Origin of the sequence: Pseudomonas sp. B21-047 (assembly GCF_024748775.1) — a bacterium.
GTDB lineage: Bacteria > Pseudomonadota > Gammaproteobacteria > Pseudomonadales > Pseudomonadaceae > Aquipseudomonas > Aquipseudomonas capeferrum.
The window spans coordinates 1,674,943-1,696,574 of sequence record NZ_CP087169.1; the positions used below are offsets into that span (position 1 = coordinate 1,674,943).

The 21,632-nt window shown below is 63.2% G+C and carries 18 protein-coding genes; 11 read left to right on the forward strand and 7 right to left on the reverse strand.

Annotated features, from left to right (window positions below):
* Positions 1-8 precede the first annotated feature (8 nt).
* Positions 9-827 carry a pyruvate, water dikinase regulatory protein gene (locus LOY26_RS07695; protein ID WP_033700492.1) on the reverse strand — a complete coding sequence of 273 codons (819 nt, stop codon included), beginning with the start codon at positions 825-827 and terminating at the stop codon, positions 9-11.
* Between the two features lie 177 nt (positions 828-1,004).
* Here LOY26_RS07695 and ppsA point away from each other — a divergent pair, with 177 nt between their 5' ends.
* The 8 genes from ppsA to LOY26_RS07735 all read left to right on the forward strand — a co-directional run bounded on the left by ppsA (position 1,005) and on the right by LOY26_RS07735 (position 9,169).
* Positions 1,005-3,380, forward strand: coding sequence for a phosphoenolpyruvate synthase (gene ppsA / locus LOY26_RS07700; protein WP_033700491.1), 2,376 nt, complete (start codon positions 1,005-1,007; stop codon positions 3,378-3,380).
* 102 nt (positions 3,381-3,482) lie between these two features.
* Positions 3,483-4,475 carry an alpha/beta fold hydrolase gene (locus LOY26_RS07705; protein WP_371856435.1) on the forward strand — a complete coding sequence of 331 codons (993 nt, stop codon included), beginning with the start codon at positions 3,483-3,485 and terminating at the stop codon, positions 4,473-4,475.
* 142 nt (positions 4,476-4,617) lie between these two features.
* Entirely contained in the window at positions 4,618-5,109 is a 492-nt protein-coding gene (rraA, locus tag LOY26_RS07710) for a ribonuclease E activity regulator RraA (RefSeq protein ID WP_033700488.1), read from the forward strand.
* Between the two features lie 27 nt (positions 5,110-5,136).
* Positions 5,137-6,132 carry a zinc transporter ZntB gene (locus LOY26_RS07715; protein ID WP_186664121.1) on the forward strand — a complete coding sequence of 332 codons (996 nt, stop codon included), beginning with the start codon at positions 5,137-5,139 and terminating at the stop codon, positions 6,130-6,132.
* Positions 6,133-6,253: 121 nt separating this feature from the next.
* Complete coding sequence (locus LOY26_RS07720; protein WP_033700486.1) at positions 6,254-6,517, forward strand: hypothetical protein; 264 nt, start codon at positions 6,254-6,256, stop codon at positions 6,515-6,517.
* A gap of 2 nt (positions 6,518-6,519) precedes the next feature.
* Positions 6,520-7,344, forward strand: coding sequence for a mechanosensitive ion channel family protein (locus tag LOY26_RS07725; protein ID WP_033700485.1), 825 nt, complete (start codon positions 6,520-6,522; stop codon positions 7,342-7,344).
* 112 nt (positions 7,345-7,456) lie between these two features.
* On the forward strand, positions 7,457-8,023 hold the full coding sequence (gene sigX / locus LOY26_RS07730; protein WP_033700483.1) for an RNA polymerase sigma factor SigX: 567 nt from the start codon (positions 7,457-7,459) through the stop codon (positions 8,021-8,023).
* 111 nt (positions 8,024-8,134) lie between these two features.
* On the forward strand, positions 8,135-9,169 hold the full coding sequence (locus LOY26_RS07735; protein WP_047583273.1) for an OmpA family protein: 1,035 nt from the start codon (positions 8,135-8,137) through the stop codon (positions 9,167-9,169).
* Positions 9,170-9,256: 87 nt separating this feature from the next.
* On the opposite strand, the gene cobA is transcribed toward LOY26_RS07735, so the two are convergent.
* The 5 genes from cobA to LOY26_RS07760 form a co-directional block, all read right to left on the reverse strand.
* Positions 9,257-10,000, reverse strand: a complete 744-nt coding sequence (gene cobA / locus LOY26_RS07740) for a uroporphyrinogen-III C-methyltransferase (RefSeq protein WP_033700480.1) — start codon at positions 9,998-10,000, stop codon at positions 9,257-9,259.
* Positions 10,001-10,027: 27 nt separating this feature from the next.
* On the reverse strand, positions 10,028-11,698 hold the full coding sequence (locus tag LOY26_RS07745) for a bifunctional protein-serine/threonine kinase/phosphatase (protein ID WP_186664123.1): 1,671 nt from the start codon (positions 11,696-11,698) through the stop codon (positions 10,028-10,030).
* A 9-nt stretch (positions 11,699-11,707) separates the two neighbouring features.
* Positions 11,708-12,919 (reverse strand): NarK/NasA family nitrate transporter, encoded by a 1,212-nt coding sequence (locus tag LOY26_RS07750; protein ID WP_047583276.1) that lies wholly within the window; start codon positions 12,917-12,919, stop codon positions 11,708-11,710.
* Positions 12,920-13,084: 165 nt separating this feature from the next.
* On the reverse strand, positions 13,085-13,660 hold the full coding sequence (locus LOY26_RS07755) for an ANTAR domain-containing response regulator (RefSeq protein WP_186653930.1): 576 nt from the start codon (positions 13,658-13,660) through the stop codon (positions 13,085-13,087).
* Between the two features lie 11 nt (positions 13,661-13,671).
* Complete coding sequence (locus LOY26_RS07760; protein WP_186653933.1) at positions 13,672-14,886, reverse strand: CmpA/NrtA family ABC transporter substrate-binding protein; 1,215 nt, start codon at positions 14,884-14,886, stop codon at positions 13,672-13,674.
* A 136-nt stretch (positions 14,887-15,022) separates the two neighbouring features.
* Here LOY26_RS07760 and LOY26_RS07765 point away from each other — a divergent pair, with 136 nt between their 5' ends.
* Positions 15,023-16,060: a quinone-dependent dihydroorotate dehydrogenase gene (locus LOY26_RS07765; protein WP_258714548.1), complete on the forward strand. Its 1,038-nt coding sequence runs from the start codon at positions 15,023-15,025 to the stop codon at positions 16,058-16,060.
* Positions 16,061-16,153: 93 nt separating this feature from the next.
* On the opposite strand, the gene rmf is transcribed toward LOY26_RS07765, so the two are convergent.
* Complete coding sequence (gene rmf / locus LOY26_RS07770) at positions 16,154-16,369, reverse strand: ribosome modulation factor (RefSeq protein ID WP_003248687.1); 216 nt, start codon at positions 16,367-16,369, stop codon at positions 16,154-16,156.
* 559 nt (positions 16,370-16,928) lie between these two features.
* On the opposite strand from rmf, the gene rlmKL reads away from it, so the two are divergent.
* Positions 16,929-19,121 carry a bifunctional 23S rRNA (guanine(2069)-N(7))-methyltransferase RlmK/23S rRNA (guanine(2445)-N(2))-methyltransferase RlmL gene (gene rlmKL, locus LOY26_RS07775; RefSeq protein WP_186653943.1) on the forward strand — a complete coding sequence of 731 codons (2,193 nt, stop codon included), beginning with the start codon at positions 16,929-16,931 and terminating at the stop codon, positions 19,119-19,121.
* Positions 19,122-19,215: 94 nt separating this feature from the next.
* Positions 19,216-21,621, forward strand: coding sequence for a diguanylate cyclase (locus LOY26_RS07780; RefSeq protein WP_258714549.1), 2,406 nt, complete (start codon positions 19,216-19,218; stop codon positions 21,619-21,621).
* The last annotated feature ends 11 nt before the right edge of the window (positions 21,622-21,632 follow it).

A 21,632-nucleotide genomic window follows, 5' to 3' on the forward strand; every position in this document is an offset into this window, starting at 1 on the left:
AAGCTTTCTTACTTGAACCGACGCTCCACGCCTTTTTCCACCAGAATCTTCGCCGAAATCTCCTCCACCGAAAAATGCGTGGAATTGATATTGGGAATGTTCTCCCGGCGGAACAGGCTCTCTACCTCGCGGACTTCGAACTCGCACTGGGCAAAGCTTGAGTAGCGGCTGTTGGGCTTGCGCTCGTGGCGAATGGCGGTCAGGCGGTCGGGGTCGATGGTCAGGCCGAACAGCTTGTTGTGGTGCTTTTTCAGCACCGCTGGCAATTGCAGGCGCTCCATGTCGTCTTCGGTCAGCGGGTAGTTGGCCGCACGGATACCGAACTGCATGGCCATGTACAGGCAGGTTGGCGTCTTGCCGCAACGCGAGACCCCGACCAGAATCAGGTCGGCCTTGTCGTAGTAGTGCGTGCGCGCGCCATCATCATTGTCCAGGGCGAAGTTGACCGCTTCGATGCGCTCCATGTAGTTGGAATTACCGCCGATCGAGTGCGATTTGCCGACGGAATACGACGAATGGGCGGTCAATTCCTGCTCAAGCGGGGATAAAAACGACGAAAAGATGTCGATCATGAAGCCGTTCGAGGTGGCCAGGATCTCACGGATGTCCTGATTGACGATGGTGTCGAAGATGATCGGCCGCACGCCATCACGCTCGGCAGCAGCGTTGATTTGCTGCACCATGGTTCGCGCTTTGTCCGGCGAATCGATGTAGGGACGGGTGAATTTGCTGAACGGAATGCTTTCGAATTGAGCGAGCAGGCTTTGCCCCAGGGTCTCGGCAGTGATGCCGGTGCCGTCGGAGATGAAGAACGCGGTTCTTTTCATTTGCACCCTGGGCCTTAAGCTGATGACGTTTCTTGGATATGATAAGTTCGGTTTGCCGAATGCGGCTGTCGGCATTCTCACTTATTTTCCAGGTACAGGCCACAAACGCCCGGCCAAGTCAAAGAAGACAGGCGGGCGCCTTTGAGCTTTTCCAACACAGTTAGTGGAGAGATCACCTTGGTAGAGTACGTAGTTTCCCTCGAAAAGCTCGGCGTCCATGATGTGGAGCATGTGGGGGGCAAGAACGCATCCCTGGGCGAGATGATCAGCAACCTTGCGGGTGCTGGTGTATCGGTGCCGGGCGGCTTTGCCACTACGGCGCAGGCGTACCGCGATTTTCTCGAACAGAGTGGTCTCAACGAGCGTATCCATGCCGCGCTCGATGCGCTGGATGTCGATGACATCAATGCCCTGACCAAAACCGGCGCGCAGATTCGCCAGTGGGTCATGGAAGCCGAATTCCCGGCGCGTCTGGATTCGGAAATCCGTACGGCCTTCGCTGAAATGGCCGCAGGCAACGACAACATGGCCGTAGCCGTGCGCTCGTCTGCCACCGCCGAAGACTTGCCGGACGCCTCGTTCGCCGGCCAGCAGGAAACCTTCCTCAACATCCGTGGCGTCGACAACGTGATCCGCGCGGCCAAGGAAGTGTTCGCCTCGCTGTTCAACGACCGCGCCATCGCCTACCGCGTGCACCAGGGCTTCGACCACAAGCTGGTGGCCCTGTCTGCCGGTGTGCAGCGCATGGTCCGTTCGGAAACCGGCACCGCCGGTGTGATGTTTACCCTCGACACCGAGTCGGGTTTCCGCGACGTGGTGTTCATCACCGGCGCCTATGGCCTGGGTGAAACCGTGGTGCAGGGTGCGGTCAACCCAGACGAATTCTACGTACACAAGAACACCTTGCAGGCTGGCCGCCCGGCGATCCTGCGCCGCAACCTGGGCAGCAAGGCGATCAAGATGGTCTACGGCGACGAAGCCAAGGCCGGTCGTTCGGTCAAGACCGTCGAGGTCGACCGTGCCGAGCGCGCCCGCTTCTGCCTGAGCGATGCCGAAGTCAACGAGCTGGCCAAACAGGCCATGATCATCGAGCAGCACTACCAGCGCCCGATGGACATCGAGTGGGCCAAGGACGGTGACGACGGCAAGCTGTACATCGTTCAGGCCCGCCCTGAAACGGTGAAAAGCCGCTCCAGCGCCAATGTCATGGAACGCTACCTGCTGAAAGAAAAGGGCACCGTACTGGTCGAAGGCCGTGCGATCGGCCAGCGCATCGGCGCCGGCAAGGTCCGCGTGATCAACGATGTGTCCGAGATGGACAAGGTACAGCCCGGTGACGTACTGGTCTCCGACATGACCGACCCTGACTGGGAACCGGTCATGAAGCGCGCCAGCGCCATTGTCACCAACCGCGGCGGGCGTACCTGCCACGCGGCGATCATTGCCCGTGAGCTGGGTATCCCTGCAGTCGTCGGTTGCGGTAACGCCACCCAGTTGCTCAAGGACGGCCAGGGCGTGACAGTGTCCTGCGCCGAGGGCGACACCGGCTTCATCTTCGAAGGTGAGCTGGGCTTCGACATCAAGCAGAACTCGGTCGACGCCATGCCGGACCTGCCGTTCAAGATCATGATGAACGTCGGCAACCCGGACCGTGCCTTTGACTTCGCCCAGCTGCCCAACGCCGGTGTCGGCCTGGCGCGCCTGGAGTTCATCATCAACCGCATGATCGGCGTGCACCCCAAGGCGCTGCTCAACTACGCCGGCCTGCCGGCAGAGTTGAAGGACAGCGTCGACAAGCGCATCGCCGGCTACGACGACCCGGTCGGCTTCTATGTCGAGAAGCTGGTCGAAGGCATCAGCACCCTGGCGGCAGCCTTCTACCCGAAAAAGGTCATCGTGCGCCTGTCGGACTTCAAGTCCAACGAGTACGCCAACCTGATCGGCGGCAAGCTGTACGAGCCGGAAGAAGAAAACCCGATGCTGGGCTTCCGCGGCGCTTCGCGTTACATCAGCGAATCGTTCCGTGACTGCTTCGAGCTCGAGTGCCGTGCCCTGAAGCGCGTGCGCAACGAGATGGGCCTGACCAACGTCGAGATCATGGTGCCGTTCGTGCGCACCCTGGGCGAAGCCAGCCAGGTCATCGACCTGTTGGCCGAAAACGGCCTGGCCCGTGGCGACAACGGCCTGCGCGTGATCATGATGTGCGAGTTGCCGTCCAACGCGATTCTGGCCGAAGAGTTCCTCGAGTACTTCGACGGCTTCTCGATCGGCTCCAACGACCTGACCCAGCTGACCCTGGGCCTGGACCGTGATTCGGGTATCATCGCGCACCTGTTCGACGAGCGTAACCCGGCCGTGAAGAAGCTGCTGGCCAACGCCATCCAGGCGTGCAACAAGGCCGGCAAGTACATCGGCATCTGCGGCCAGGGCCCATCGGACCACCCGGACCTGGCCAAATGGCTGATGGAGCAGGGCATCGAAAGCGTGTCGCTGAACCCGGACTCGGTGCTCGAGACCTGGTTCTTCCTGGCCGAGGGCCAGGGCGCAGCCTGATACAGTGGATTGCGGGGGCGCGTCTGGCGCGCCCCCGCCTGGTTTGATCCAGGGCGAGTTCCAGTAATGGTTCCCGCCCTTTTTTGTGCACCAAGCAACCTTATGCAAAGCAGCAGCACTTTATTTCCCGTGGCCTTGCTCAGCGCTGAGCGGCGAGGCGACTTGAGCGAAGACGTGTACCGGATCAAGGCCGGCAACAGCCCTGATCCGAGCGTCGAGCTGGCCGTGACCCGCCTTGGCCTGGCCGATCAGGGTCAGGCTCAAGGCGTGCCGGTCATTCTTCTGCACGGCAGTTTTTCCAATCGGCGCTTCTGGTATTCGCCCAAAGGGGTCGGCCTGGGCGCGTTTCTGGCCCGCGCGGGTTTCGATGTGTGGATCCCGGAGATGCGCGGCCATGGCCTGTCGCCGCGCAATCGCCAGTGGCAGCACAACCGTGTCGCCGACTATGCCCGCGATGACTTGCCGTTGATTGGCGCTTTCGTGCTGGAACAAACCGGCCAAGCGCCGCACTGGCTTGGCCATTCCCTGGGCGGGACAACCTTGGCCGCTGCACTGGGTGGCGGCTACCTGCCAACCGAGCAGGTGGCCAGCGCCGCATTCTTCGGTACCCAGGTCAGCCGCGTGTACTGGCCGTTGAAAGTGCCGCCAGTGGTGTGGGGGGCGAAGTTGCTGCTCAAGCGCTGGCGGCAGATTCCCGGGCAGCGGCTTAAGCGTGGCCCCGAGGACGAACCGATTGGCTTGGCACTTGAAAGCATGCGCTGGCATGGCCTGTTCGGGCGCTTTGGCGACAAGGACAACGACTGGTGGGCGGGCCTGGCGCAGGTGGATGTGCCGGTGCTGGCCGTGGCCGGTGCGGGCGATTACCAGGACCCGGTCTGGGCTTGCCGCAAGTTGTTCGACCAGTTGGGCGGGGAGCGCAAGCAGTTTCTGCGCTTGGGCCGCGAGGAAGGCTTCGATGCGTTCGGGCATGTCGACATGCTGGTCAGCAAGGCCGCGCAGGCACAGGTCTGGCCGTTGGTGGAACGCTGGTTGAGGAACCCGTCTATGCCGGTGCATGCGTCGACTGTTGTGGCGCAGGCTGTGCCAGCCAGCTGATTCCATGCTGCCTGCGCTGGCCCCGCGAAGAGGCCAGTGCCGAAGGAAGGCAACTGACTGCTCGGTCCCGGATGACGTCAACAGCTTCCTCGGTGTAGCCTTGGCCCATACCCGCTTTCGTTGTGACTGACAGGAGCTTCCCATGCAGCATTACGTAACGCCCGACCTGTGTGACACCTACCCTGACCTGGTCCAGGTGCTCGAACCTATGTTCAGCAACTTCGGCGGCCGCGATTCGTTCGGTGGCCAGATCGTCACCCTCAAGTGCTTCGAAGACAACTCGCTGGTCAAGGAGCAGGTCGAGCTCGACGGCAAGGGCAAGGTTCTGGTGGTCGACGGTGGCGGTTCGCTGCGCTGTGCGCTGCTGGGCGACATGCTGGCCGAGAAAGCGGCCAAGAACGGCTGGGAAGGCCTGGTGATCTACGGCTGCGTGCGTGACGTGGACATCTTGATCCAGACCGACGTCGGCGTGCAGGCCTTGGCCAGCCACCCGAAAAAAAGCAACAAGCGTGGCGTCGGCGAGCTCGACGTGCCGGTGACTTTCGCCGGGGTGACCTTCCGCTCGGGCGAATATGTGTATGCCGACAACAATGGCGTGCTGGTTTCGCCAAGCCCGCTGAAAATGCCGGAGTGATGCGCCGCACGCGCTGATGGAGCTTTGATGTTCGAGGAAGACAACGCGCAGTGGGGGCTGGTGCATGCCCTGGTGCTCGATGGCAAAGGCGGCGCGCGCTCGATTGCCCGTACCGAGCTGGACGACCTGCAACTGCACCCCCAGGAAAGCCTCTGGTTGCACTGGGACCGCAGCCATCCACAAACCCGCACCTGGCTGCTGCGCGACAGCGGCCTGAGCGAGTTCGCCTGCGAACTGCTGCTGGAAGAAAACACCCGGCCGCGCTTGCTGCCGCTGGTGGACGAACAGTTGTTGCTGTTCTTGCGCGGGGTCAACCTCAACCCGGGCGCCGAACCTGAAGACATGGTCTCGGTGCGCATCTTCGCCGAGGCGCAGCGGGTCATCTCGCTGCGCTTGCGGCCGCTTCGGGCCAGTGACGAGATGCTCCAGTTGCTCGGCGAGGGCAGGGGGCCGAAGTCAGCTTCGGAGTTATTGCTGCTGATGGGTGAACTGCTGACCGAGAAGGTCCAGGGCCTGGTCAGCGACCTGTCCGAGCTGGTCGACCTTGAGGAAGAAAAGGTCGAATCCGACGAACGGTACACTCCCGAGCAGGGTAGCCTGCAGCAGATCCGCCGCCGTGCGGCCGGCTTGCGACGTTTTCTGGCGCCGCAGCGGGAAATCTACGCACAGCTGTCACGCAGCAAGTGGAGCTGGTTCGCTGATGCCGATGCCGACTACTGGAACGAGTTGAACAACAGCCTGATCCGCTACCTCGAGGAGCTGGAGCTGACCCGCGAGCGGGCCGCATTGGTGCTTGAAAGCGAGGACCGGCGGCGCAGCGAGCGCATGAACCGCACCCTGTACCGCTTCGGCATCATCACCTGCATCTTCCTCCCCATGAGCTTCATCACCGGCTTGCTGGGCATCAATGTCGGCGGCATTCCGGGGGCGGAAAACCCCTACGGCTTCTTGTTTGCCTGCATCATCGTGCTGGGGCTGGCGGTAGGGCAGTGGTGGCTGTTCCGTCGGCTGCGGTGGGTCTAGATGTTGAATCCCTTGCCCGCGAAGCAGGCGACAGCGGTTCATTTTGCACCACACGCCCCCAGGCGATGTGTGACCCATGCCCCGGCGCCCTCGTCTCTGACAGATACTGCGCGAGGTGCCCATGCACGATCCGTTTGAAGAATCCCTGCGCGACCTGCTCAAGGCGTCGCCGTCCGGCCAGGACCGAGACGACGCCGCCTGCCTGGGTCGTGTGCTGAAAACCGCCAACCGCCAGGTCGGTGCGGGTGATCTGTTCAGCCTGCTTGGCCGTTGGAGCCAGGCGCTGCTGATCGCCGTCAACAATGGCTCGGCGCATGTAGCGCCGGTGCGCAGAAACTCTACCCGCAACGCTGCCACCGGCAGCAAAGCAGATAAGGCCGATTGAATATGGAACTGGATCTCTGGACCCAAAGCCTGGTCACCGCCATGACTGCCCTTTGGACCAAGGTGGCGAACTTCATCCCTAACCTGTTCGGCGCCCTGGTCGTGGTGCTGCTCGGTTTCGTGGTGGCCAAGCTGCTCGATACGCTGCTGTCCAAGCTGCTGGCCAAGCTCGGCCTGGACCGCCTGATGGCAGGTACCGGGCTGACCAAGATGCTGAGCCGCGGTGGCATCCAGGTGCCGATTTCGACCCTCATCGGCAAGATCGTCTACTGGTTCGTACTGCTGATCTTCCTCGTCTCGGCCGCGGAATCGCTGGGCCTTGAGCGGGTTTCGGCGACCCTCGACATGCTCGCCCTGTACCTGCCGAAAGTATTCGGCGCGGCGCTGGTGCTGCTGGCCGGTGTGCTGCTGGCGCAGGTGGCCAATGGCCTGGTGCGCGGCGCTGCCGAAGGCATTGGCCTTGAGTACTCCGCAGGCCTTGGGCGTATCACCCAAGGCCTGGTGATCATCATCAGCATCTCGGTGGCCATCAGCCAGCTCGAGGTCAAGACCGACCTGCTCAACCACGTGATCGTCATCGGGCTGATTACCGTTGGTCTGGCCGTTGCCTTGGCCATGGGCCTCGGTAGCCGCGAAATCGCCGGGCAGATACTGGCCGGTATTTACGTGCGTGAGCTGTATCAGGTCGGCCAGCAGGTGCGGATTGGAGAGGTCGAAGGGCATATCGAGGAAATCGGCACGGTCAAGACGACGCTGTTGACCGATGATGGCGAACTGGTGTCGCTGTCGAACCGTGTGCTGCTTGAGCAGCGCGTCAATAGCCGCTAACCGCACAAAAGCTGTTAATGTATGCCGCCGCGAAATCGACCCCCGGGGTCGCGCGGCGACATTGACCTGACTGTCGGCCAGATTCGTTTTGAATAAAGTTCATTCGCCGCCCATGCGTTATGACCCCCGCGAGCTCACCGACGAAGAGTTGGTGGCGCGTTCGCATGAGGAGCTGTACCACGTTACCCGCGCCTATGAGGAGCTCATGCGGCGCTACCAGCGGACCCTGTTCAACGTCTGTGCGCGTTATTTGGGGAACGACCGGGATGCCGACGATGTCTGTCAGGAGGTGATGCTCAAAGTGCTGTACGGGCTGAAGAACTTCGAGGGCAAATCGAAGTTCAAGACCTGGCTCTACAGCATCACCTACAACGAGTGCATTACCCAGTACCGCAAGGAGCGCCGCAAACGTCGGCTGATGGATGCCTTGAGCCTGGACCCTGTTGAAGAGGCGTCCGAGGACAAGGCTCCGAAACCCGAAGAAAAGGGCGGGCTGGACAAGTGGCTGGTGCATGTGAACCCGATCGACCGGGAAATCCTGGTGCTGCGATTTGTCGCAGAGCTGGAATTTCAGGAGATCGCCGACATCATGCACATGGGCCTGAGCGCGACGAAAATGCGTTACAAGCGCGCGCTAGATAAGCTTCGGGAGAAATTTCACGGGCTCGATGAAACTTAAGCGTGTGCAAATATCTCTAACGAATCGGCGAGTTCTGCTAGACTTGCCGTCGAGTTGTCCCCCTTGTTGTTGGTGGGACTGCTTAACTATCACCAGATGGGGATTTAACGGATGAAATTGAAAAACACCTTGGGCTTGGCCATTGGTTCGCTTGTAGCCGCCACTTCGATTGGCGCTATGGCACAAGGTCAAGGCGCCGTCGAAACTGAAATCTTTTACAAAAAAGAATTCTTCGACAGCCAGCGCGACTTCAAGAACGACGGCAACCTGTTCGGCGGCTCGATCGGTTACTTCCTGACCGACGACGTTGAACTGCGTCTGGGCTACGACGAAGTTCACAACGCTCGTGGCGAAGACGGCAAGAACATCAAGGGCTCGAACACCGCCCTGGACGCCGTTTACCACTTCAACAACCCGTACGACGCCATCCGTCCGTACGTTTCCGCTGGTTTCTCGCACCAGTCGCTGGGCCAGACCGGCCGTGGCGGTCGTGACCACTCCACCTTCGCCAACGTTGGCGCTGGCGCCAAGTGGTACATCACCGACATGTTCTACGCCCGTGCCGGCGTTGAAGCTCAGTACAACATCGACCAGGGCGACACCGAGTGGGCCCCGAGCGTTGGCGTTGGTCTGAACTTCGGCGGTAGCCCGAAGCAAGCTGAAGTTGCTCCGGCCCCAGTTGCCGAAGTCTGCTCCGACAGCGACAACGATGGCGTCTGCGACAACGTCGACAAGTGCCCAGACACCCCGGCCAACGTCACCGTTGACGCCGATGGCTGCCCGGCTGTTGCCGAAGTCGTTCGCGTTGAGCTGGACGTCAAGTTCGACTTCGACAAGTCGGTCGTCAAGCCTAACAGCTACGGCGACATCAAGAACCTGGCTGACTTCATGAAGCAGTACCCATCGACCACCACCACCGTGGAAGGTCACACTGACTCCGTGGGTCCAGACGCTTACAACCAGAAGCTGTCCGAGCGTCGTGCCGACGCTGTCAAGCAAGTACTGACCAATCAGTACGGCGTAGAATCCAACCGTGTTGAATCGGTTGGCTACGGCGAGACCCGTCCGGTTGCCGACAACGCCACCGAACAAGGTCGCGCTGTTAACCGTCGCGTTGAAGCGCAAGTAGAAGCCCAGGCCAAGTAATTGGTTTGATGCTTCATGAAAAACCCGGCCTCGGCCGGGTTTTTCTTTGTCTGTGATTTAGGGGGGCACACTGAGATTCTGGGGCTGCTACGCAACCCTTTCGCAACGCAAGGCTGCGCTTACAGCGCCGGTGACGACCTCGCCGATCACCAGAATTGCCGGGCTGCTTAGCCCGAACGCCCGCGCATCCTCAACCATCCCCTGTACATCACTGCGGCATTCGCGCTGCTGCGCCAATGACGCATTCTCGATCATCGCCACCGGCATATGCGCAGCCATCCCGCCGGCCAGCAGGCCTTGGCGAATCTGCTCCAGCCGCGCAACGCCCATGTACACCACCAGCGTCGTACCGCCCTGGGCCAGCGCCGCCCAGTTCAGCTCGCTGTCATCCTGGGTGTGTGCCGTTACCAGCGTCACGCCGCGGCTCACCCCGCGCGAAGTCAGCGATATACCGCATTGCGTCGCGCCTGCCAGGCCCGCCGTGATGCCGTTGACCAGCTCCACTTCGATGCCATGCCCTTGTAGCCAGGCAGCCTCTTCGCCGCCACGGCCGAAGATGCACGGATCGCCCCCTTTGAGCCTGACCACGCAGCGCCCCTGGCGCGCATGGCGTAACATCAGGCGCTGGATAAAGGCTTGAGGCGTGGACCGGCAGCCGCCGCGCTTGCCCACGGCCATCACCCGTGCCTGGGGACAATGCTCCAGCACTGCGGGGTTGACCAGGTCGTCGATCATCACCACCTGGGCTTGCTGCAATGCGCGCACGGCCTTGAGGGTAAGCAGTTCGGGATCACCAGGGCCGGCGCCGACCAACCAGACTTTCGCATTCATCGTTGTTTCCTCTTCGGCAAGGTGTACTCAGCCCTTGAGCAGGACGAGCAGCACTATCAGGTTGCACAGCAGGGACAGCAGGGCCAGGGTGCGCCAGACTTTCAGCGGTTCGCGCTCCAGCAAGGGCCGGGGGCGGTGGGCCAGCTCCTGGCGGTCGCCGCGTTCGAGTAGCAACAACCAGTGCTCGGCGGTTTCAAAGCGTTGCGCCGGGTCGGCCGCTACCGCTTGCAGCAGGTTGTGCTGCAACCATTCCGGCAGGTCGGGGCGATAGCGCGAAGCGTTGACCGGCTGGCTGAAGCGTGGCCGCTGGAACGGCTCCACTTCGCCATAGGGGTAGTGCCCCGTCAGCAGCTGGTAAAGCGTCACGCCGACGGCATAAAGGTCTTGCCGCGGGCTGGGTGGTTGGCCGTCGAAGGCTTCCGGGGCGATATAGGATGGCGTGCCAGGCAGCTCGTGCTGCGGGTCTTCAGACAAGCCGGGGCAATACGCCAGGCCGAAGTCCAGCAACCGCAACTGTCCATCGGCGCCCAGGTGCAGGTTGTCTGGCTTGATGTCGCGGTGCAGCAAGTTGCGCCGATGCAGCACGCCGACCGCTTGCAGCAATTGACGGGCGATCTCCAGCCACTGCGCCAAGGGCAGCGGCCCGTGCTCGGCGAGCAGTGCCGAAAGGCTCTGGCCTGGGTGTTCGCGCATCACGTAATACAGGTGCTGGCGCTGGCTGGCGACGTGGAGTTCGGGGAAGTGTCGCCCTGCGACCCGGCGCAGAAACCACTCTTCCATCAGCAACCCTTGGGCTGCCCCTGGCTCCTGTTCGCGCGCGCTGGGCAGGGTCTTGAGCAGCCAGGGCTGGCCGTGGCCGTCGCGTACCCGGTACAGCAGCGATTGACGGCTGTGCGAGAGCAGGGTGTCGACCTGCCAACCATCGAGCGCCTGGCCTTCACGCAGGGGGCCGGGTACAGGCCACTGTTGCAACTGCGCCAGGGTATCGCCCAGGTTGGCCGTACCCAGCTGTTGCACCTGCACCAGCAGGGCGCTGGCGTTGTCCTGGCTGCCATTGAGGTGAGCGCTGGCGACCAGCGTGTCAGCGGCCAACTGCAGGTCGGGTTGCTCGCGCAATACCGCCTGGATGTGCTGGTCCCCCAGGCTGGCCCAGACGCCGTCGCTCACCAACACGTAGCACTCGCCCGCCTGCAGTTCACCTTCCAGGTAATCGACCAGCAGTTGTTGGTCCAGGCCCAGCGCGCGCTTGAGCACATGCTGCATGCCCGGTTGGTCCCAGACGTGGTCTTCGCTCAGGCACCGCAGGTGCCCTTGGTGCCAGCGGTAGACCCGGCAGTCGCCAACATGCGCCAAGGTAAAACGCCGCCCGCGTAGCACCAGGGCGCTGAGCGTGGTCAGCAGCGGTTGGCCGCTACCCTGGGCACGCAGCCAACGGTTCTGCGCCAGCAGCAGGCGGTCCAGCGCCTGCGCCACGCTCCAGGTGGCGGGGGTGGCGTAGTAGTCCAGGGCCAGGGCCTGCAAGCTGGCGCGTGCTGCCAGGCCGCCATCGGCGCATTGGCTGACACCGTCGGCGAGGGCGAACAGGTAGCCTTTGCTGGCGGCCAGTTCCGGCGCCGGCGTGACCAGGCGCAGGGCATCCTGGTTTTCCGCGCGCGGCCCGGTGGCACTGGCGTGGGCAAAGCTCAGTTGCAGGCTCATCGGCGTGCCTCAGACCCGCGCCGCAGTCACGGCGGCCGAGCCCCAGGTGGTGCGCCAGCGCTGTTTGACGCCATGCAGGCCGAACCAGGCCAGCAGGCCGAGGCTGGCGAACAGCCACAGCCCCAACTGGTAGTCACCGGTGTGCTGCTTGATGGTGCCAAGCCCCGCAGCCAGCAGGAAGCCGCCAATACCACCGGCCATGCCGATCAGCCCGGTCATCACGCCGATCTCCTGGCGAAAGCGTTGCGGCACCAGCTGGAATACCGCGCCATTGCCTGCGCCCAGGCCGAGCATGGCGCTGACGAACAGCGCCAGGGCAGCGGTTGCGCTGGGCAGGTTGAAGCCGACTGCGGCGATGCAGATGGCGGCCACGCTGTACATGCCCAGCAAGGTGCGGATGCCACCGAAGCGATCGGCCAGGGCGCCGCCGAGTGGGCGCATCAGGCTGCCGGCAAAGACGCAGGCGGCCGTGTAGTAGCCGGCGGTGACCGGGCTCAGGCCATATTGGTCACTGAAGTAGCCGGGCAGGGCGCTAGCCAGGCCGATGAAGCCGCCGAAGGTGACGCTGTAGAAGAACATGAACCACCAGCTGTCGCGGTCACCGAGGGCCTTGAGGTAGTCGGCCATGGCCTTGCGCTTGGGCCGCTCAGGTGCGTTGCGCGCCAGCAGGGCAAATACCACCAGGGTCAGCGACAGCGGGATCAGGGCGAAGCCGAACACGTTGTTCCAGCCAAAGCCCGCGGCCAGGGCGGGCGCCAGCAACGCCGCGAACACCGTGCCCGAGTTGCCGGCACCGGCGATCCCCATGGCCTTGCCCTGGTGCTGAGGCGGGTACCACTGCGAGGCCAGCGGCAGCGAAACGGCGAACGAGGCCCCGGCAAAACCCAGGAAGACGCCCAGCAGCAGGGCTTGCTCGTAGCTGTGCACGCCCAGGTACCAGGCGCCGGCCAGGGCAATGATGACCACGACCTGGCCGATCAGGCCGGCGGTCTTGGGCGACAGGCGATCGACCAGCAGGCCCATGGCGAAGCGCAATATCGCACCGGCCAGAATGGGTGTGGCCACCATCAGGCCCCGTTGCTGTGCACTCAGCTGCAAGTCGGCGGCAATTTGCACCGCCAGCGGGCCGAGCAGGTACCAGACCATGAAGCTCAGGTCGAAATACAGGAACGCAGCGAACAGCGTGGGCACATGCCCGGATTTCCAGAAGCTGGTACTCATTGAACACCTCACTCGGCAAAGCAACGGAACGAAAAAGACGCCGCTACCCGGTCCACGGCTGTGGAGGGGTGAGCGACGTCTTTGTCGGGATCAAGTGGGGCAACCGCCGTTGGCTACCGGTGTGGTTTCTTCAGCAAGAGCTGGGCCAACTCGCTCCTTCGGGTTTCAGCCCAACATTTCGTGCATGGCGATGATCTGCTCGGCCACCTGGATCAGCTTTTGTTGCCGGCTCATGGCCTGGCGGCGCATCAGGGTGTAGGCCTGCTCTTCGTTGCAGTCCTTCATCTTCATCAGCAAGCCTTTGGCCTGTTCGATGCGCTTGCGCTCGGCCAACTGCTGGTCGCGCGCCACCAACTGCGCCTTGAGCGCCTGGTCGCTCTCGAAGCGGGCCATGGCCACATCCAGGATTGGCTGCAGCCGCGCGGCGTGGATGCCCTCGACGATGTAGGCGCTGACCCCCGCCTGGATAGCCTGGCGCATCACGCCCGGGTCATGCTCGTCGGTGAACAGCACGATGGGCCTTGGGCGGTCGCGGCTGACCAGTACCACTTGTTCCATCACGTCGCGATCCGGTGAGTCGGTATCGATCAACACGACGTCCGGGTGCACCGTTTCGACGCAGGCGGGCAGGTCGATGGTCAGGCCTGGGGCTTCGATGACGTCGAAGCCGGCCTCGCTCAGGGCCGCCTTGAGCCTGCCCAGCTTGTTTTGAGTGTCGTCGATCAACAAAATACGCAGCATGTTCATCCCCCTCACAGGCCAGCGCAGGCTTCGGGTGTGTCGCCCAGGGCATGCAAGCGGAAGCTGCGGGCATAGCCGTAGGGGTCGCTGCCGTCCCAACGTGTACCGTCGATCAGCAGGCTGCTGCGCATCGGCAGGCCGTGGCAAGGGATGCCCAGGGTGTCTGCGGCTTCGCGATAGAGCCCCAGTTGCTGGACCTGGCTGGCCACGCCGAGGTAGTCGGGGTCGTCGCGCAGCAGGCCCCAGCGGCGGAACTGGGTCATGAACCACATGCCGTCGGACAGGTACGGCAGGTTGGCTTGGCCCTGGTCGAACAGGCGCAGGGCGTGGGGGTCTTGCCACTGGTTGCCCAACCCATCCTGGTAGTCGCCAAGCAGGCGTGGCTCGATGTTGCCCACCGGGGTGTCCAGGTAGGCATTGGCGCTGAGTAGCTGTGCGGTGCTGCGGCGGTTCTCAGGGCTTTGCTCGATGAAGCGGCTGGCCGCGAGGATCGCCTTGATCAAGGCGCGGGCACTGTTGGGGTACTGCTCGGCGAAGGTGCGGGCGCACGCGAGGACTTTCTCTGGGTGGTCCGGCCAGATCGACTGGCTGGTTGCCAAGGTAAAACCCTGGCCCTTGCCGACGGCATCGGCTGACCAGGGCTCGCCGACACAGAAACCGTCGATGCGGCCTGCCTGGATATGCGCGGCCATCTGTGCCGGCGGTACTACCACGCTGTCGACGTCGCGCAGCGGGTGGATGCCTTGGCTCGCCAGCCAGTAGTACAACCACATGGCGTGGGTGCCCGTGGGGAAGGTCTGGGCAAAGGTCAGGCGTGCGCCATGCTGGTGCACCAGGCGCGCCAATGCCTCAGGGCTGGTCACACCCTTGCGTTGCAGGGCAGGGGACAGGTTGATGGCCTGGGCATTCTGGTTCAGCCCCATGAGCACGGCCATGTCACTGGCCGGCACACCACCAATGCCCAGGTGCACGGCATAGGCCAGGCCGTACAGGCAGTGCGCGGCATCCAGTTCGCCGCTGACCAGTTTGTCGCGCAGCCCCGCCCAGGAACCCTGGCGCTTGAGGTTGAGGGCCAGGCCGTGCTGCTGGGCAAAACCCTGGGTGGCGGCGACCACCACCGAGGCGCAATCGGTCAGGGCCATGAAGCCAATGTTCAGGCTGGGTTTTTCCGGCGCGTCGCTGCCGTTGACCCAGGCCAGGGGCGTTGCTCGGGGTGCTGTGTTCACAAGGTTCCTCGCCCGTACTGAAAAGGCAGTGCGGTGTGCGAAGCAACGCATGTGCCAAGCGGCCGAGGATTTACTGTCATGCCAGCCGTGCGCTGGCTATAATCGCCCCCTCATTCACCCCGAGCCTTGCCCGCCCATGTATACCCTGGCCCGCCAGCTGCTGTTCAAGCTTTCCCCGGAAACCTCCCACGACCTGTCCCTGGACCTGATCGGTGCCGGTGGCCGTCTTGGTCTCAATGGCATGCTGTGCAAGCAGCCGGCGGCCTTGCCGGTGTCGGTCATGGGCTTGAACTTCGCCAACCCGGTGGGCCTTGCCGCTGGCCTGGACAAGAACGGCGCGGCCATCGATGGCTTTGCTCAGCTGGGCTTCGGCTTCGTCGAGATCGGTACCGTCACACCGCGCCCGCAGCCGGGCAATCCGAAGCCGCGGATTTTCCGCCTGCCGGAAGCCACGGCGATCATCAACCGCATGGGTTTCAACAACCTGGGCGTCGATCACCTGCTCAAGCGCGTGCGAGCTTCGCGTTACAACGGCGTGCTGGGCATCAACATCGGCAAGAACTTCGACACCCCGGTCGAGCGTGCGGTCGATGACTACCTGATCTGCCTGGACAAGGTCTATGCCGACGCCACCTACATCACCGTCAACGTCAGTTCGCCGAACACGCCGGGGCTGCGCAGCCTGCAGTTTGGCGACTCGCTGAAGCAGTTGCTCGATGCCTTGGCCGAGCGCCGCGAGCAGTTGGCGGTTACGCAGGGCAAGCGCGTGCCGTTGGCGATCAAGATCGCCCCGGACATGAGTGATGAAGAAACCGCACTGGTGGCTGCTGCGTTGATGGAATCGGGCATGGACGCGGTGATCGCCACCAACACCACGCTGAGCCGTGAAGGCGTCGAAAGCTTGCCTTATGGGGGCGAAGCCGGTGGTTTGTCGGGTGCTCCGGTACTGGCGAAGAGTACTCACACGGTGAAGGTGCTGGCAGGTGAGCTGGGCGGCAAGCTGCCGATCATTGCTGCGGGTGGCATCACCGAGGGGCGTCACGCCGCCGAGAAAATCGCCGCCGGGGCCAGCCTGGTGCAGATCTACTCGGGCTTCATCTATAAAGGCCCTGCGCTGATCCGCGAGGCAGTGGATGCTATCGCCGCGATGCCACGACAACCTTCAGGTTTGTAACCGGCCATAAAAAGGGCCCCATCAAGGGGCCCCTGGGCCTTCGCCCGCCGCCCGGATGGGGCGTGCATGGTAAATCGAATTCAGTGTCCTCGATCAGCCAACGGCGTGATTTTCGTTGAGTCTATGGATGCCAGCGGTGCCAGTCATGCCGTCCCAGTTATCACCGCGACCTTCACGCCAGCCGTTGATCCAGGCTTGGCGAACAGAAGGAAGATTGAACGGGCAAAGTTCGCGGGATTTGCCGGTGACCCCGTATTGGTAGCCACGTGAATATGCTCTTTCCAACGGATCACGCTTAAGTCTTCTCATAGGGTGTTGCCCTCACTTGTTGACTGTAATGTCCCGTCGGCCTCTCCGAGGCCGGGCAGAGTCTTTCTGCCGGTTTGAGCTCGCTGCCGGCGTGGCGAGCTGAAGGTGCCGCCTCGTTGCGAAGCGGCCTAAGACCAGTTCTAACGAATGCGAGTCACGGTGTGAATGATCGATTTGTCATAAGCACGTAACCTTTCCAAGGGTGAAGTGATAAGTAAATAAATGCGACTCAACCTTATTTGGCGTTGAGCCCGCAATGATCGGGGTTTGCCGATCATTGACGTCATTTCGCCAGCGTTGCTGGGCCATGACAGAATTATTTTGAAATGCGACGAAGGGTCACATCGGTCCCTGAATCGCTCGAATTTTTCAAACTGCCTGATGATCTAAGCTGTCTTTGCCCCTGGCGAAGTGCTGATCGGTCAGGCGGCCCGGTCGTTCTGCTGCGCAGTTGTGCAGGGGAGGGCCACTCGGATGCCTGCTGGAAGGGTGTTCGGGCAAACATCGCGGGGCGATGCGTCGCCTCGTCAGTCAAATAGCCAAAGGCTCTGGAATCCTCATGTCGGACCGTTTCGAACTCTATCTCACCTGCCCCAAAGGCCTGGAAGGCCTGCTCGCCGAAGAGGCCAAGGGCCTCGGCCTCGATGAGGTGCGCGAGCACACCTCGGCCATTCGCGGCGCCGCCGACATGGAAACCGCCTACCGCCTGTGCGTCTGGTCGCGCCTGGCCAACCGGGTGTTGCTGGTGCTCAAGCGCTTCAACATGAAGAACGCCGACGACCTCTACGATGGCGTCAACGCGGTTGACTGGGCTGACCACCTGGCCGCCGACGGTACGCTTGCGGTGGAATTCAGCGGCCATGGCTCGGGCATCGACAACACCCATTTCGGTGCGCTCAAGGTCAAGGACGCCATCGTCGACAAGCTGCGCAACCGTGAAGGCCTGCGCCCGTCGGTGGAAAAGATCGACCCCGATGTGCGTGTGCACCTGCGCCTGGACCGCGGCGAGGCGATTCTCTCGCTCGACCTGTCCGGCCACAGCCTGCACCAGCGCGGATACCGCTTGCAGCAAGGCGCCGCGCCGCTCAAGGAAAACCTGGCGGCGGCTGTGCTGATCCGCGCCGGTTGGCCGCGCATCGCTGCCGAAGGCGGCGCCCTGGCTGACCCGATGTGCGGTGTGGGTACCTTCCTGGTCGAAGCCGCAATGATTGCCGCCGATATGGCACCTAACCTCAAGCGCGAGCGTTGGGGCTTCAGCGCCTGGCTTGGCCATGTGCCGGCACTGTGGCGCAAGGTCCATGACGAGGCGCAAGCGCGCGCGCAGGCCGGCCTGGCCAAGCCACCGCTGTGGATCCGTGGCTACGAGGCCGACCCGCGGCTGATCCAGCCTGGGCGCAACAACGTCGAACGTGCCGGCCTGAGCGACTGGGTAAAGATCTACCAGGGCGAGGTCAGCACCTTCGAGCCGCGGCCAGACCAGAACCAGAAAGGCCTGGTCATCAGCAACCCGCCTTACGGCGAGCGCCTGGGCGACGAAGCCAGCCTGCTGTATCTCTATCAGAACCTGGGCGAACGTTTGCGCCAGGCCTGCATGGGCTGGGAAGCGGCGGTGTTCACCGGGGCGCCGGAGCTGGGCAAGCGCATGGGCATCCGTAGCCACAAGCAATACGCATTCTGGAACGGTGCGCTGCCGTGCAAGCTGCTGTTGTTCAAGGTGCAGCCTGACCAGTTCGTCACCGGCGAGCGTCGCGACCCTCAGGCTGAAAACGACGAGGCCCGGCGCCAGGAGCCACAGGCAAGCGAGCCTGCGCGCCTGTCGGAAGGTGCGCAGATGTTCGCCAATCGTCTGCAAAAAAACCTCAAGCAATTGGGCAAGTGGGCCCGTCGCGAGCAGGTCGACTGCTACCGCCTGTACGATGCCGACATGCCCGAGTACGCCCTGGCAGTAGACCTCTACCACGACTGGGTGCACGTGCAGGAATACGCGGCACCCCGCACGATCGACCCAGAGAAGGCCCAGGCGCGTCTGCTCGATGCCCTGGCCGCAATTCCGCAGGCACTGGGTATCTCGCCCCAGCGTGTGGTGCTCAAGCGCCGCGAGCGCCAGAGCGGCACCCGCCAGTACGAGCGCCAGGCCACCGAAGGGCGCTTCCAGGAAGTCAACGAAGGCGGCGTCAAGCTGCTGGTCAACCTCACCGACTACTTGGATACCGGCCTGTTCCTCGACCATCGCCCGATGCGCATGCGCATCCAGCGCGAGGCTGCCGGCAAGCGCTTCCTCAACCTGTTCTGCTACACCGCCACGGCAACCGTGCATGCGGCCAAGGGCGGCGCGCGCAGCACCACCAGCGTCGACTTGTCGAAAACCTACCTGGACTGGGCGCGGCGCAACCTGTCGCTCAATGGTTTCTCCGAGCGCAACCGCCTGGAGCAGGGCGATGTGATGGCCTGGCTGGAAGCCAACCGCGACACCTATGACCTGATCTTCATCGACCCGCCGACCTTCTCCAACTCCAAGCGCATGGAAGGTGTGTTCGACGTACAGCGTGACCATGTGCAACTGCTGGACCTGGCGATGGCGCGGCTGGAGCCAGGTGGCGTGCTGTACTTCTCCAACAACTTCCGCAAGTTCCAGCTTGATGAGCACCTGATGGCGCGTTACGCGGTAGAGGAGATCACCGCCCAGACGCTGGACCCGGACTTCGCCCGCAACAACCGTATCCACCGCGCGTGGCGCCTGCAATTGCGCTGAAGCGACGAGGTGCATTGCGCCGCTAATGGCCAATAGCTATAACTGACGGCAGGGCAAGATAATCCGCAGGACGCTGACGTGACGAGATGGGTTTATGTCCAAGTTTGGCGTACGTGCGAGGTTTCTTGGCCTGTGCAGCGAAGGGGTGTCCGCCTGGGCCGTGGCGCTGGTGGCCTTGGTGGCTGGCGGCCTGCTGTCGGCCACCCTGGCGCTTGCCGCGCACACCTTTTACAAGCAGCAACTGCGCCAGCGCTTCGAGTTGCTGGCCAGCGAGCGCTACAGCCGCATCGCCGAGCGTTTTGATGATCAGCAGCAGCGCCTGGACGGGCTGCGGCGGTTTTTCAGCTTCTCCAATGAAATCACCCCCCGCGAATTCGATGGTTACGCACGGCCCTTGCTGCAGCGCACTTTGGCTTACGCCTGGGCGCCGCGCGTAGAGGCGGCGCAGCGTGCCGATTTCGAACAGCGCACCTCGGCCTGGCTGGGCCAGGGTTATGTGATCCGCGATCAGGATGCGCAGGGCAACTGGCAGCCGGCGCCACTGCGTGACCACTACTTTCCGGTGCTCTACACCCAGTCAGCTGATCAGCCGGCACTCCCTTACGGGCTCGACCTTGCTGGCCTGGGCGCGCGCCAGGCAACCCTGGCGCGTGCGCTGGAACCTGGCAGCATGGCGGTGTCCGAGCCCCTGCAGATCATGGATGCCGAGGCTGGGCGGCCGGCAGCACAGGCACGTGGCCTGCTGATGGTGGCGCCGGTGTTCTCCGACGCAGCGCCGCATGGCGCGGCGGCGGGGTATGTGATGGCGTTGCTCAACCTGCGCGAGCTCATCAGCGATGGGTTGCCGGCCCTGGCTGATGACAATCTGGTCGTGCGCATCGAAGACCCTTCCGGGCGGCAAGGGCCTGAAGTGGTGTTCGACTCCCAGAACGAGGCAGCACCCCTGGCGTTGGCGAGCAGCCAGTTGCTGCACCTGGCTGACCACCCATTCCAGCTGCTTGTGCGGCCGAGTGTGGCGTTTCTGAAGGCCAACCGTTCATCGGCTGCGCTGACGGTCGGGCTATTGGGCGGGCTGTTGAGCTTACTGCTCAGTGCCTTGCTCTACAGCCTGTTCAGCCAGCGCCAGCGCGCCTTGACCCTGGTCGAGCAGCGCACTGCAGAGCTTCGAGTCAGCGAGCAATCCCTGCGCGGCACTCACAACCAGTTGCGCAGCGTGCTGGATGCCGCGACCCAGGTGGCGATCATCGCTACCAACCTCAAGGGGGTGGTCAGCACCTTCAATGCCGGAGCCGTGCGCATGCTCGGCTATTCGGCCAGCGAGGCGATCGGCCAACTGCGCCTGGAGGACCTGGTGCTGCCTGAAGAGCTCAGCCAGCGCGCCCATGCCTTGAGCCAGCGCTACGGGCGGCGTATTGCCGGTGGCCAGGCGATGTTTGCCGAAACGGTGCAGGAAAGCGGTGCCGAGCCTGGCGAGTGGACCTTGCTGCGCGCCGATAACAGCCATCTGCTGGCCAACATGCTGGTCACGGCCATGCTCGATGAACAAGGCCTATGGGTCGGCTACCTGGCGATCTGCATCGATGTCACGGAACGACGCCGGGTGCATGAGGCGCTGGCGGCGCGTGACCGGCTGCTGGAAAAACTCAGTGCCGAGGTACCCGGCGGCATCTATCAGTACCGCCTGGATGCCGATGGCAGCTCGTGCTTCCCGTATGCCAGCAAAGGCCTGTACGACATCTACGAGGTCGACCTGCAGCAGCTGCACGAGGACGCCACGCTGGTGTTCGAGCGTATCCACCCCGATGACCTGGACCGCGTACGCCGGTCGGTGCGCTACTCGGCCAACCACCTCACGCCGTGGCGCGAGGAGTACCGGGTCTGCCTGCCGCGTGCGGGCTTGCGCTGGGTGCGCGGCGAAGCGACACCAGAGGTCGGCGATGCGGGGTGTACCCTTTGGCATGGCTACCTGACCGACATCTCCGACCTCAAGGGGGTGGAGGAGGAGTTGCGTGCGCTGTCGGTGACCGACGCGCTGACCGGTATTCATAACCGGCGCTATTTCCAGGAGCGGCTCAAGGTCGAGCTGGATCGCGCTCAGCGTGATGGCTTGGCGTTGGCGGTGATCATGCTCGATATCGATCACTTCAAGCGCATCAATGACCAGTTCGGCCACGCGGTGGGTGACCTGGTGCTGCGCAGCCTGTGCCAGCGCATCGCCCTGCGCTTGCGACGAACCGACGTGTTCTGCCGGCTGGGCGGGGAGGAGTTCATGGTGCTGTGCCCGGGTAGCGATGCCGAGCAGGCGCGGCTACTGGCGATGGAGCTGTGGCAGGGTGTGCGCAACGTACCGATCGAAGGGGTAGGCGAGGTGACCGCGAGCTTCGGTGTGGCGGGGTGGCGGCCAGGCGAAGGGGCCGATGCCTTGCTGTGGCGCGCGGATGCCGGGGTGTATGCCGCCAAGCAAGCGGGGCGGGACCGGGTGGAAGGCGAGTTGCCCTGAGCCCTGCATGG